This is a genomic window from Streptomyces sp. NPDC056883 (assembly GCF_042788835.1).
Classification (GTDB): Bacteria; Actinomycetota; Actinomycetes; order Streptomycetales; family Streptomycetaceae; genus Streptomyces; species Streptomyces stoeckheimensis.
The window spans coordinates 554,224-566,738 of sequence record NZ_JBHUBS010000003.1; the positions used below are offsets into that span (position 1 = coordinate 554,224).

Here is a 12,515-nt window from a genome sequence, read left to right on the forward strand (position 1 = left end):
CGTACAAAAATACTGCGAGGTGAGAGGTTTCCTACAGCCCGAAGCGCCGCTGGAGATCACCCAGCTGCCCCGGCATCCGCGGTACGCCGAGCTGCCCCAGCGGACCCTGCCCCTGGCCGGGAACGCCCTGCGCCTGGCCCGTGGCCGCCCCGGCGCCCACGGCCCCGACCGCCTGCTCCGGCATCAGCATCTCCGAGGACTGGAGAAGCACCGTACCCGCACCCACGAACTCGAACTGGTGCTCCTCGCCCGAGGAGCCCCCGATGCCCGTCAGCGAGCGCAGGCCGCCGATCACGCCCGACATGTACCCGTGGTCGTAGTGGTGGCAGGGGGAGGGGCAGTCCGCCCACCCCACCAGCGCCTGCGGATCCACCCGCAGCGGCGGCTCCATGAACACCACCGGACCACTGGAGGCCGCCACGAACTTCCCGGTGCCGATCAGCGTGAGGAAGCCCGGGACGATCGACTGCTTCAGCGCGAGCGAGGGCTGGTAGGCGAGCAGGTTGCCCGACCGGATGGTCAGGTTGCCATTGTCCAGGTCGTACGAGTTCACGTCGAAGGCCCGGTCGGCCAGCAGCATCTTGCCCTGGCCCTCGGCCACCACCCAGTCGCTCGCGTGCAGCGGCGAGTGGAAGCTGGTGCGCAGCAGCCGGTCGAACCGGCCGTGGCCGATGCCGTTGAACTCGATGCGCCCGTAGTAGGCGATCATCTTGCCCTTCTGCAGGAACCACTGGCTCCCCTTGAGCTCCACGCAGAAGGTGTAGGCGTTGACGTTGTCGTCGGACGGCAGGGTGTACGGGTCGAAGACGGTCGGACCTCCCGGTCCACCGGTCACGGGACCAAAGTTCACAGTTTTTCCTCCGAGGCCTGTACGTACACCGCGCCCTGGCCGGACAGTTCCAGCTGGAACGCCTCGCCCGAGCCGCGCCCGACCATGTCGCGCCAGCCCAGCGCCGTGGACAGCTTGTTGCGGACCTCGCCGTGGTGGGCGACGTAGGCCTGCGGGTCCACGTGGATCGGACGGTTCGGGTGGATCGGCAGCTCGATGACCCCGCCGTGGGCCATCACGGCCACCGAGCCGTGGCCCTTGAGGGTGGTGGTGAACAGGCCCTGCCCGGTCACCTGGCCGCGCACCATGCCCATGACCCCGCCCTGCGCGCCCATGAACATCGTGCCCTGCTGCAGGGTGCCGTCGAAGGCGAGCAGCCGGTCGGCCTCCACGTAGAGGGTCTCGCCGGTGAGGCTGATCACCTGGATGTGGTGGCCGCCGTGGCCGAACATCACGGTGCCGCTGCCCTCGACCTCCATCAGCGGGGTCTGCTCGTTCGCCACGCGGCGCCCGATCATGCCCATCACGCCGCCCTGGCCGCCGGTCAGGCTCGGGGTGAAGGAGACCTCGCCGCGGTAGGCGAGCATCGCGCCGCGCTGGCTGTACATCTTCTGCCCCGGTACGACCTGGGCCTCGACCATCTTCGAGTTGATCTCGCGGAACGGCATCAGACGTCGCCCCCGATGGTGTTGCGCTCGCTGGGCTGCACGTACACCAGGCCCTCGCCCTCGAAGCGGATCTGGAACGCCTCGCCGGAGCCCTCGCCGATCAGCGTGCGGAAGTTCACACCGGACTGGAAGGACTGCTGGAGGTTCCCGGTGTGCGCGATGTACGCACCCGGGTCGACGGAGAGCGGGTACTGGGAGCTGACGCGCAGCACCACCGCCGGGCCGTCGGACATGATCGCCGCCTGCCCGCTGCCCTCGACGGTCGTGGTGAACAGGCCGTTGCCCGTCGTAGCGCCCCGCAGGCCGGTGAAGGTGGTGCCGGTGCGCAGGCCGGCGTCGGTGCACAGCAGGTTGCTGGACTCGACGTACAGCTTCTCGCCGCGCAGATTGACCAGATTGATCTCACTCGCCCGGTCGGCGAAGAAGCAGGTGCCGTGTCCCTGTACTTCCATCACGGTCATCTGCTCGCCGGTGAGCCGCCGGGTCACCATTCCGCGGAGGCCTTCGCCGCCGCCGGTCATCTTCTTGAAGGCCATCTGGCCGTCGTACGCGACCATGGAGCCGTTTTTCGCTTTCACGGCGTCCCCGGTCAGGTCGACGGCGAGCACCTTGCTGCCTTGGAGTCGGAACTGAGCCACGGGAAGACGTTATCGGCAGCGGGCGGCACCGAACAGGGCCCGTTGGCCGATATCCGTCACGGTTCAGCACGGTCCGCCCCGGTCCGCGGGGACCCCCGGGCCCCGCGCCAAGATCGCCCGGGGCGGCTGAGACACTGGGACGGACCCCCGGCATCCACCCCGAAGGTTCCACGTGGACATCAAGACCGCTTCCGCCCTGCACCGGCTGCGCCTCATCTCCGTACCGGAGGCGCTCTCGTTCCCGGCGCTGCTGATCTTCGGCTCGGTGCTGAGCCGGATCTCGGACATCGACTACCTGATGATGCCGCTCGGCGTCATCCACGGGATCCTGTTCGTCATCTACGGCGTCTTCCTGCTGGACGTCTGGTTCAAGGCGAAGTGGCCCCTGAAGAAGGTCGCCCTGTTCTTCCTGCTGGCGCTGGTCCCCTTCGGCGGGCTCTACGGCGACCGGCTGCTCAAGCGGGACGAGTCGGCCGGCGTGCTCGCCGCCCGCGCCCGTGAGGCGGCCCGCGCATGATGATCGCGTTCTCGGTGACCCCGCTGGGCGTCGGCGAAGAGGTCGGCGAGTACGTGGCCGACGCGGTCCGCGTGGTCCGCGCGTCGGGGCTGCCGAACCACACGGACGCCATGTTCACCACCATCGAGGGCGAGTGGGACGAGGTGATGGACGTGGTCAAGCGCGCGGTGGCCGCCGTGGAGGCGCGCGCCCCCCGGGTCTCCTTCGTCCTCAAGGCCGACATCCGCCCCGGCGTCACGGACGGCATGACCTCCAAGATGGAAACGGTGGAACGCCACCTCGCCGGGGGCTGAGCCTGCCCACGAGCCCCTCGAAGCTGCCCGCGCGACCCTTCGGATCTCCGGAGGCCGTGCCGGCGGATTCGGGGGCTTCGTCGTGTCCGGGATCGATCAGGGGCCAATATCGCGTACCGATCGGTACAACTTTCACCTTTATGTACGCTCGCCGGGCCCGGCACGCATCAGCAGAAGGACGCCCCGTGACCTACCCGCCGCCGTACCCCCACCCGTATGCGCCCGTACGGCGTTGGTGGCACCATCCGGCCCTGATCATCACCCTGCTCGTCGTCTTCCCGCCCGGTGGCATCGCCCTCGCGTGGACCAGCGGCTGGAGCAAGGGAAAGAAGATCACTGCCACGGTCCTCGCCGGCCTCTGGTTCTTCACCCCCTTCCTGGGCGATCCGCCGGAGAAGACCGGGACCGATGCGAAGCCGAAGGTCGCGGTCAGCCAGGAGGCCGCCGCGATACCCGTGGCCTCGGCCGGCGCGACGGCGGCGCCTTCGGCGACCGTGACACCCGCGCCTTCGGCGACCGCAGCCCCGGCTCACCCGAAGATGCCGATGGTCATGGGCCTCCCCTTCGCCAGGGCCACCGAGACCCTCAAGCCCATCGGGCTCGCGTTGGTCGAACCGGAGAGCGCGTACGCCGACGTCACGCTGCCCGCGGCCGTGGACGGCTGGAAGGTCTGCTTCCAGGACCCGGCCGAGGGCAAGGAGATCCAGGCCCCGAACACCGTGAGCGCCCACCTCAAGGTCGTGGCACCCGGCACGGGCTGCCCGGCGACGGCCGGCGCCAGGCTGCATCCGGACCCCGAGCCCACCCCCGAAGCGCCGGGGGACGGGGACGACTCGGGCGGCTCGTCCTCGGGAGGATCCTCTTCGGGCGGATCCTCCACCGGCGGGGGGAGCGGCAGCGTCTCGTACAAGAACTGCGCCGCCGTTCGCGCCGCGGGAGCCGCTCCGATCCGTCGCGGCGACCCCGGTTACGGCCGTCATCTGGACCGGGACGGCGACGGCGTGGCCTGCGAGTAGCCGGGATCTGCCCCGGGGCGCCGCGGGGCGGAGGCCCGCCGTAGAGCAGACTTCGGACGCATGACCGTCTCCGTGATCAAGCACGCCGTCCCGTACTACTCCCAGTGGGAGTCCGCCGCGCTGGTGCCCGAGTTCGTCGCGGGGGCCGACGCGGCCCTGGATCCCCTGTGGGCCGGGTCCGGGGCCGAGTCCGCCGAGGAGTACGCCTTCTGGGCGCCCCGCATGTGCGGAGTGGCCTGTCTGAGGATGGTGCTGGGCCGGCTCGGGCTTCCGGTGCCGCCCTCGGTGGAGCTGGTCAAGGAGCTCTGCGGGGCCGGGGCGTACGTGCGGGACGGGGACGCCGTGCAGGGGCTGATCTACCGGCCGTTCGCCGAGTACGTGAACGCCCGCTGGGACCTCGACGCCCGCTCGGTGCCCGAGCTCGGCCACCAGGCCGTCCGGGACACGCTCGCCGCGGGCGGTACGGCGATGCTGTCGGTGCACTGGTCGATCCGTACCCTCGCCCCCGTCGTGGAGGCCAGGGGCGGTCACCTGGTGCTCGCCGTCGGGGCCACCGAGGATGCCGTCCTCGTGCACAATCCCTCCGGCTTCCCCGGCGCTTCCCAGCAGTACGCGTCCGTCTCCTGGGCCGACCTGGACCGCTTCTACGCCGGACGCGGGATCCTGCTGGGAGGCCGGACCGGCTGAAGGGCGGCGGCCGGGCCGCGCGTCGCCGCTTCCCGGTGCGGTGACCCGTTCGGCCCCGTCGCGGAGGGCACGGAACGGAACCGCCCGGTCGGGTGAGTCCAGTTCGACAGGCCGAGGCATCTCCCCTTTCGTTGGGATACGTACCTCGGTTTCGAGCGCTGGAGGAACCGTGCGGCAGGAACCCTTCGACTACGAGACCCACAGCCGGCTGGCCGGCCCCTGTGAGGAGCCGGATCCCGCCGTCGCCTACCGCGTGAGGTACCGCTCCCTGCTCGCGCGCGAGGACCTCCGGACCCGAATACGGGCCGTCGCGCTCATGACGCTCGCCCCCGTCGCCGCCGTCGGGCTGCTGCTCTACCTCGTCTGGCCCACGCACCGGACGGTCCGGGAGGGCGGCGAGGGCTGGCTCGTCCGGCTCGACGCCGTGATGCTCGGATCCGTCGCGCTGATCATGCTCTTCATGGTGGTCAACGTGGTCTCGATCGCCCACGCCACGATGGTCGCCCGGGACCCCGTCCCCGTCCCCGCCGAGCCCGGCACCCGCGTCGCCTTCCTCACCACCTACGTCCCCGGCAAGGAACCGCTCTCCATGGCGGCCGCCACCCTGCGCGGGGCCGTGGCCGTCCGGCACGACGGTCCGCTCGACGTCTGGCTCCTCGACGAGGGCGACGACCCCGGGGCCAGGGAGCTGTGCGCCGCGCTCGGCGTGCGCCACTTCACCCGCAAGGGCGTCGCCGAATGGAACACGGCCGAGGGGGCCCACCGGGCGAGGACCAAGCACGGCAACTACAACTCCTGGCTCGCCCGGCACGGCGCGGACTACGACTACTTCGCCTCCGTGGACACCGACCACGTGCCGCTCCCGCAGTACCTCGAGCGGATGCTCGGCTTCTTCCGCGACCCCGACATCGCCTTCGTCGTCGGCCCGCAGGTCTACGGCAACTACACCGCCTCGGTCACCAAGGCCGCCGAGTCGCAGCAGTACCTCTTCCACGCGCTGATCCAGCGCGCCGGAAACCGCTACGGCGCCCCCATGTTCGTCGGCACCAACAACGCCGTCCGGATCAGCGCGCTGCGGCAGGTCGGCGGGCTCTACGACTCCCTCACCGAGGACATGGCCACCGGCTTCGAGCTGCACCGGAGCAGGAATCCCGGCACCGGGCGGTTCTGGCGGTCCGTGTACACCCCCGACGTGCTCGCCGTGGGGGAGGGGCCGAGCACCTGGACCGACCTCTTCACGCAGCAGCTGCGCTGGTCGAGAGGGACGTACGAGACCCTCCTGCGGCAGTACTGGCGCGGCTGCTTCCGGATGCCCCCGGGCCGCTGGCTCAACTACACCCTGATGCTCGTCTACTACCCGATGACCGCCGTCAACTGGCTCCTCGGCGTCCTCAGCTGCGTGCTGTTCCTGTGGTTCGGGGCCTCCGGCACCCAGGTCTCCTCCGAGGTCTGGCTGATGCTCTACACCGACGCCGCGGCCCTCCAGGTCGGCCTGTACCTGTGGAACCGCCGCCACAACGTCTCGCCCCACGAGCCGGAGGGCTCCGGCGGGCTCGCCGGCATGGCCATGTCGGCCGTCTGCGCGCCGGTCTACCTGAGGTCGCTCGGCTCGGCGGTGCTGCGCACCCGGGGCCGTTTCGTCGTCACCCCCAAGGGCGTCACCGCCAGCCCCGACCGGCTCGCGACCTTCCGCATCCACCTCTTCTGGGCCGCCGTCCTCCTCGTCTCCCTCGCCGCCTCCGTGCGCTACGAGCACACCCACGCGGCCATGCGCATCTGGGCGGTCCTCGCCCTGGCCGTCACCCTCGCCCCGCCGGCCGTCTGGGCCGTGACGGAGCTGCGCGCCCGGACGGCCCGGTCCGCGCCCGGCGGGGGCCCCGAACCGGGTGAGGAGCCGGAGCAGGCGCTCGCACAGACGGCGGGAGGGAACTGAGCCATGGCGTACCGGCCTTCGAAGCGGTTCAAGAAGACGGCCCTGGGTGCCGGAGCCGTCGCCCTGCTGCTCGCGCTCAACGCACCCGCCGCGCTCTCCTTCGCCGGGGACCGCTACCACGCGTACAAGATCGGGCGGACCGGCTACCGCCTCCAGTACGGCTCCTGGGGGCTGATCGAACTCCCCGAGGAGTACCGGATCAACGCCATGCACGCGGCGCTGCTGCGCACCGGCAAGGTGCTGCTGATCGCCGGGTCCGGCAACGACCAGCGCAACTTCGACAAGGGCACCTTCTCCACCGTCCTGTGGGACCCGAAGGACGACAGCTTCAAGAAGATCCCGACCCCCGAGGACTTCTTCTGCTCGGGCCACAGCCAACTCCCCGACGGACAGCTCCTGGTGGCCGGCGGGACCGCGCGCTACGAGGTGCTCGGCGGGAAGGTCACCCGGGCCGGCGGCGGCATGCGGGTCAAGAACGAGAGCCCCGACAAGGCGGTCAGCCTGCCGAAGGGCACCGTCTTCCGGTCCCCCTCCGGGGTCGAGTACGTGTCGAAGTTCGCCGTCACCGTCCCCAAGGCCACCCGGCGGTTCGAGATCGCCTACGGGCGCGGCGGGCAGATGATGCCGTGGAAGACCCAGGTGGTCGCGGCCGAGGCGCGGGTCTTCGTGGAAGCGGTCCGGGAGGGCGCCGCGGGGCTGACGACCCAGGCCGCCCAGTACACCGTGGCCGGGCTCACCGGCAAGGACGCCGCCAACGTCTACGGGCTCGCGGAGCGGCTCAGCGCCGGCAAGCAGGACTTCCAGGGCATCAAGTCCGCCTACGAGTTCGACCCCCTGGCGGAGAAGTACGTACCGGTCGACCCGATGAGGGACGCCCGCTGGTACCCGACCCTGGTGGGCCTCCAGGACGGGCGGGTCCTCGCGGTGTCCGGGCTCAACGACGTGGGCGACGTCGTACCCGGCGACAACGAGTACTACGACCCGAAGACCAAGAAGTGGTCCAAGGGGCCCTTCCGCTACTTCCCGACCTACCCCGCCCTCTTCCTCACCCAGGGCGGCAAACTGCTCTACACCGGCTCCAACGCGGGCTACGGGCCCAAGGGCAAGGGCCGCGAGCCCGGCGTGTGGGACCTGGCGACGAACCAGTACCGCAAGGTCGGCGGACTCGCCGACCCCGACCAGCTGGAGACCTCCTCGTCCGTGCTGCTCCCCCCGGCCCAGGACCAGAAGGTGATGGTGCTGGGCGGCGGCGGAGTCGGCGAGTCCAGGCTGTCCACGGACCGCACGGCCGTCGTGGACCTCAGGGCGGAGGTGCCGGTCTTCCGGTCGACGGCCCGGCTGCCGCAGGGGGTCCGCTACCTCAGCAGCGTGCTGCTGCCCGACGACTCCGTCTTCACCACGGGCGGCTCCGCCGACTACCGCGGCCGGGGCGCCAGCGACATCCGCAAGGCGCAGTTCTACTACCCGCGCACCGACACCTTCGTCGCCGCCGCGGCCCCGAAGGTCGGGCGCAACTACCACTCCGAGGCGCTGCTGCTGCCCGACGGGCGGGTGGCGACCTTCGGCTCCGACCCGCTCTTCGCGGACAAGGACAACACCAGGCTGGGCAGGTTCGAACACCGGCTGGAGGTGTACAGCCCGCCGTACCTGTACCGGGACCCGGCCCTGCGGCCGGTGCTGGGCGAGGGGCCCGAGGAGGTCGGGCCCGGGGGCCGCGCCACCTTCCGGGCACCGCAGGCGGAGCGGATCCAGCGGGCCCGGCTGATGCGGCCGAGCGCGGTCACGCACACCACCGACGTGGAGCAGCGCTCGATCGAACTCGGGCTGGAGAAGACCGCCGACACGGTGACGGTCGCCGTGCCGGCGGACCCGACGCTGGTGCCGCCCGGCTGGTACATGCTGTTCGTGACGGGCGCGGACGGGACCCCGTCGGTGGCGAAGTGGATCCGGGTGCGGCCGGCTCCGGAGCCGGAGCCGCCGCCGGCGGCCTCGCGGGACGGCTGGCTGAGTTAGGGCCGGGGCCGTGCCGCGCTAGTCGGTGGCGCGGCGGGCCAGGCCCAGGGCGTAGTCCGGCCACCACTTCCCGGCCGGGGGGCCGCCGCGGCAGGTGCCGTCCGATTCGCCCGGCCGCTTGACCCAGAGGTACGCGTCCACGAGCGGGTCACCCGTCCCGTCGGTCGGCGGCGTGCCCAGCGCCCGGCCCGGCGGGTTGCACCAGGCCTGGCTGCGGTCGCCCTGGAGCGGGCCGTCGCCGTTGCGGCTGGTGTCGATGACGAAGTGCTTGCCCTTGGTGGCCTTGGACAGGGCGGCGCCGTACTCGCGGCCGGCCGGGCTGGGCTGGAAGTTGGAGACGTTGAGGGAGAAGCCGTCGGCGCGGTCGAGTCCCGCCTTGTAGAGGGGATCGACCAGCTTCTTCGGGTCCGGGATCCACGCCGGGTTCCCGGCGTCCAGGTAGACCTTGGTGTTCTTGTTGCGCTTGAGCCGGTCGACGGCCTCGGAGAGCAGCCGCAGCCGCTCGTCGCGGTGGCCGGCCTGGGTGCAGCCGTCCACGAGGTGCGGGACCGCGTCCGGCTCCAGGACGACCAGGGCCTTCGTATCGGCGATGTTGTCGGCGAAGGCGCCGATCCAGTTCCGGTACGCGGCGGCGTCCCGGGCGCCGCCCGCCGAGTGCTGCCCGCAGTCCCGGTACGGGATGTTGTACGCGACGAGGACCAGCGTGCGGCCGGCCGCACGGGCGCTCGCCCTGGCCCGGCGGATCTCCGGACCGGGGTCACCGGCCGGTCCCCACAGGGCCATCGGCCGGTCGGCGATGCGGCGCAGCACCTGGGCGTCGCTGTTGCGGCCCTGCGCCTCCCAGGCGGCGACCTGGCGGGCGGCGTCGCTCTGCGGGTCCACCCAGAACGGGGACTCGTCGACGAGGCCGACCCCTGCCGGGTGGTGGGGCGGTGCGGATTCCGGCTGGGCGGTGGGGGCGGGTGAGCATGCCGCTGTCGCGGCGAGGACGAGGGTCAGGGTGAGGAGCGTGACGGGGCGTCTACGGGGGCGGCGGCCTGGCATCCGGCTTCCTCGGGGCGAAGGGGGTGGGCTGCGAACCGGGTCATCGTGACATAACGGGCAGTTGGGGTGGGGTGCGACACCGCTGCGTGCGGGTGGGTGGGGCCGGGTGGCCGCTGCGCGGGGCCGTCCCCGACCCGCCCTTCCACCATCCCCCAGACTCCGTCCGGGGGGACCCCCAGCCGGGCTGCGCCCGGACCGCTTCGGGGGCTCCGCCCCCGGACCCCCGCGCCTCAAACGCCGGCGGGGCTGGGAGTTGCCCCGGCGGAGCCGGATTGCTCCGGCGGGCTGGAATCGGAACCCCCCGTCAGGGCGATGGCCAGTGGGGTGCGTTCGTAGAGGATCTGGTGGCCGTGGCGGGAGGGGAGGAGGAGGCCGGCCTGTTGGAGGGTCTTCAGGTGGGCGGAGACCGTCGAGGGGGCCAGGGACAGGCGGTGGGCCAGGGCGGTGGTCGAGGCCGGCTCGGTCAGGGCGCACAGGACGTCGGCGCGGGCGCGGCCCAGGAGGCGGGCCAGGGCCAGGGGGGCCGGGCCCGCGGGGGCGGTCCAGAGAGCGCCGATGCCCCGGGCCGGGTACACCAGGGTGGGCTGCCACGGCGGGTCGTAGCCGCCCACCACCTCCGGCCAGACGAAGGCGCTCGGCATGAGGAGGAGGCCCTGGCCGTCGAGGGAGCGGTCGTGGTGGCCCCGGCGGGCGATGCTGAGGGTGTTCCCCGACCAGCTCAGATCCGGGTGGAGGCCGTCGAAGAGGGCCTCCAGCCCGCCCGCGGCCAGCCGCCGGGAGTGGAACATGATGTCCGCCTCCAGCAGGGCGCGCAGCCGGGGCCAGTGCGGGGCGACCAGCGCCCGCCAGGCCTGCTCGTAGAGGTCGGCCAGCTCCTGGACCGCCCGCTCCGGGTCCGCCAGCATCCGCTGCCCGGCCGCGCTCTCCAGTGCGCCCGGGGTGCAGACCAGGGAGCGCCGCAGGTCCTCCCGCGCCTCCAGCGGATCGGCGGCCCGGACCCGCGCGAGCTCCTCCTCGAAGGTGACCGACGGGCCCGTCGGCGGCGGGCTGAGGAAGTCCGGATTGTGTCCCGTGCGCGGCATCAGCAGCCACAGCGGCCGCAGGTCCAGCCCGGCGGCCGCCGTGCGGATCCCGCGGAGCCAGGGCAGGTGGTAGGCGTGGCGGCGCTGGTCCAGCAGGACCCGTACGGCCTCCTGGGTCTCCCAGCGGGGCGAGATCGAGAACCGGCAGCGCAGCAGGTCGGCGGGGCCGAAGCGGAAGTGGAACGGCACGGGTCCCTCCGGGGGTGGAGCGGGGTGGGGTGGTGCCGGGCTGCCGGGCCGGGCTGTGGGCTGCCGGGCGAGGCGGGCGACGGCCTGCCGGGCCAGCCGGGCGACGGGGTGTCGCCGCGGTCCCGGCTGCCGTGACGCCGGGCCCGCCCACCCGGTCGGAAGCGGGTGATTCGGGTGGGGGCGAATCTCTGGCACCCCAGCCTAGGCGCCGCCAGGGTGCACCGTATGACCACCGCAGACCCGTCCCGGCCCCCGTCTCCATCCCGCTCCCCGTCCCCGGCGTCCGCCGCCACCGGTCCCGGGTCCGCCACCGGTCCGGGCAGGGCGTCCCTCCCCGGCTCTCCGCCGGAGTCCGCCGGGTACCGGGCCGTGTTCCGGGTGGGGGAGTTCCGGCCGGTCTTCGCCGCGCACCTGGTGTCCGTGCTCGGCGTCGTCATCGCCGAGATCTCCCTCACCGTGCTGGTGTACCGCGCCACCGGCTCGCCTCTGCTGAGCGCGCTCACCTTCGCCCTCGGCTTCCTCCCCTACGCCCTCGGCGGCACCCTCCTCGCGCCGCTGGCCGACCGGCTCCCCGCCCGCCGCGTGCTCGTCGGCTGCGACCTCGTCTGCGCGGCCTGCGCGGCGGCCATGGCCGCGCCCGGCACCCCGGTCGCGCTGCTCCTCGTACTGCGCTGCGCGATGGCCTTCGTCGCGCCGCTGTTCCAGGGCACCCGCAGCGCCTCCCTCGCCGACGTCCTCGGCGCCGGCGACGCGTACGTCCTGGGCCGCTCGCTCCTGCGCATGGTGGCGCAGAGCGCCCAGCTCATCGGCTTCGGGCTCGGCGGCCTGCTGCTCACCGTGCTGGCCCCGCGCGGGGCCATCCTGCTCACGGCCGCCGGGTTCCTCGGCTCCGCGGCCCTGCTGCGCCTGGGCACCCGGGCCCGGCCCGCCCGCAGTGCGGGCACCGGGCGGACGCCGGACCGGGTTTCCCCGATCGCCGGGCTGCGCGCCGTCCTGGGCCACCGCCGGCTGCGGGCCCTCACCCTGCTGTCCTGGCTGCCGCCGCTCTTCGTGGTCGTGCCCGAGGCGCTGCTGACCCCGTACGCCACCGGCCTCGGCGCCTCCACCGCCGGGCTCGGGCTGCTGATGTGCGCGATGCCCGTCGGGGCCATCGCCGGGGAGGTGTGGGCGGGTTCCGCGCTCACCGCCCGAACGCGTTCGCGGATCACGGCCCCGCTCGCGGCCGTCTCGCTGCTGCCGCTGCTCGCGTACGCCGTCCGGCCCGGCCTGCCGCTCCTGTGGGGCACGCTCGTGCTGGCGGGGCTGGCCCACGCGTACACCCTCGGGCTCGACCAGTGGTACGTCGAGGCCGTGCCCGAGGAGCTGCGCGGCCGGGCGATGACCCTGCTCAGCACCGGGCTGATGACCCTTCAGGGCGTCGGCATGGCGCTCGCCGGAGTCGCGGCGGAGTTCCTGCCCGTCCACGTGGTCGTCGCGTCGGCGGCGGTACTCGGCACCGGGGTCGTCCTGTTGCTGCTCGCCGAGGTGCGCCGGACGGACGCGCCCGGGGGTGCCGGGCCGAGGCGTGAGACGGTTCCCGCGGCCAAATGACCGCCCGGTAGGGTCT

The 12,515-nt window shown here is 72.8% G+C and carries 12 protein-coding genes; 7 read left to right on the forward strand and 5 right to left on the reverse strand.

The window, feature by feature from the left end; all coding sequences use genetic code 11:
- Positions 1-31 precede the first annotated feature (31 nt).
- From ACFRU2_RS11595 to ACFRU2_RS11605, 3 genes are read right to left on the reverse strand one after another with little or no spacing between them, the layout of a single operon-like run.
- Positions 32-835 carry an AIM24 family protein gene (locus ACFRU2_RS11595; RefSeq protein WP_274551839.1) on the reverse strand — a complete coding sequence of 268 codons (804 nt, stop codon included), beginning with the start codon at positions 833-835 and terminating at the stop codon, positions 32-34.
- A gap of 11 nt (positions 836-846) precedes the next feature.
- Positions 847-1,497 carry an AIM24 family protein gene (locus ACFRU2_RS11600; protein WP_250744760.1) on the reverse strand — a complete coding sequence of 217 codons (651 nt, stop codon included), beginning with the start codon at positions 1,495-1,497 and terminating at the stop codon, positions 847-849.
- Positions 1,497-2,135 (reverse strand): AIM24 family protein, encoded by a 639-nt coding sequence (locus ACFRU2_RS11605; RefSeq protein ID WP_250744761.1) that lies wholly within the window; start codon positions 2,133-2,135, stop codon positions 1,497-1,499. Before ACFRU2_RS11605 ends, ACFRU2_RS11600 begins: the two co-directional genes overlap by 1 nt.
- Positions 2,136-2,307: 172 nt before the next feature.
- Here ACFRU2_RS11605 and ACFRU2_RS11610 point away from each other — a divergent pair, with 172 nt between their 5' ends.
- The 6 genes from ACFRU2_RS11610 to ACFRU2_RS11635 all read left to right on the forward strand — a co-directional run bounded on the left by ACFRU2_RS11610 (position 2,308) and on the right by ACFRU2_RS11635 (position 8,594).
- A complete protein-coding gene (locus ACFRU2_RS11610; protein WP_382970677.1) occupies positions 2,308-2,652 on the forward strand; it encodes a DUF3817 domain-containing protein in 345 nt (114 codons plus the stop codon).
- Entirely contained in the window at positions 2,649-2,945 is a 297-nt protein-coding gene (locus ACFRU2_RS11615) for an MTH1187 family thiamine-binding protein (RefSeq protein WP_250744763.1), read from the forward strand. Before ACFRU2_RS11610 ends, ACFRU2_RS11615 begins: the two co-directional genes overlap by 4 nt.
- Positions 2,946-3,130: 185 nt before the next feature.
- Positions 3,131-3,961, forward strand: a complete 831-nt coding sequence (locus tag ACFRU2_RS11620) for an excalibur calcium-binding domain-containing protein (protein WP_382970681.1) — start codon at positions 3,131-3,133, stop codon at positions 3,959-3,961.
- A gap of 60 nt (positions 3,962-4,021) precedes the next feature.
- Positions 4,022-4,648, forward strand: a complete 627-nt coding sequence (locus ACFRU2_RS11625) for a C39 family peptidase (RefSeq protein WP_382970684.1) — start codon at positions 4,022-4,024, stop codon at positions 4,646-4,648.
- Positions 4,649-4,817: 169 nt separating this feature from the next.
- Positions 4,818-6,581: a glycosyltransferase family 2 protein gene (locus ACFRU2_RS11630; protein WP_382970687.1), complete on the forward strand. Its 1,764-nt coding sequence runs from the start codon at positions 4,818-4,820 to the stop codon at positions 6,579-6,581.
- A 3-nt stretch (positions 6,582-6,584) separates the two neighbouring features.
- Positions 6,585-8,594 carry a galactose oxidase-like domain-containing protein gene (locus tag ACFRU2_RS11635; RefSeq protein ID WP_382970690.1) on the forward strand — a complete coding sequence of 670 codons (2,010 nt, stop codon included), beginning with the start codon at positions 6,585-6,587 and terminating at the stop codon, positions 8,592-8,594.
- An 18-nt stretch (positions 8,595-8,612) separates the two neighbouring features.
- Here the strand turns inward: ACFRU2_RS11635 and ACFRU2_RS11640 are convergent, their stop codons facing one another.
- Positions 8,613-9,638, reverse strand: coding sequence for a glycoside hydrolase family 6 protein (locus ACFRU2_RS11640; RefSeq protein WP_382970693.1), 1,026 nt, complete (start codon positions 9,636-9,638; stop codon positions 8,613-8,615).
- Between the two features lie 230 nt (positions 9,639-9,868).
- The gene (locus ACFRU2_RS11645) at positions 9,869-10,909 is read right to left on the reverse strand and encodes a DUF5937 family protein (RefSeq protein WP_382970696.1); all 1,041 of its coding nucleotides are present in this window, start codon (positions 10,907-10,909) and stop codon (positions 9,869-9,871) included.
- Positions 10,910-11,134: 225 nt separating this feature from the next.
- Between ACFRU2_RS11645 and ACFRU2_RS11650 the strand changes: the two genes are divergently transcribed.
- Positions 11,135-12,499 carry an MFS transporter gene (locus tag ACFRU2_RS11650; RefSeq protein ID WP_382970698.1) on the forward strand — a complete coding sequence of 455 codons (1,365 nt, stop codon included), beginning with the start codon at positions 11,135-11,137 and terminating at the stop codon, positions 12,497-12,499.
- Positions 12,500-12,515: the final 16 nt, after the last annotated feature.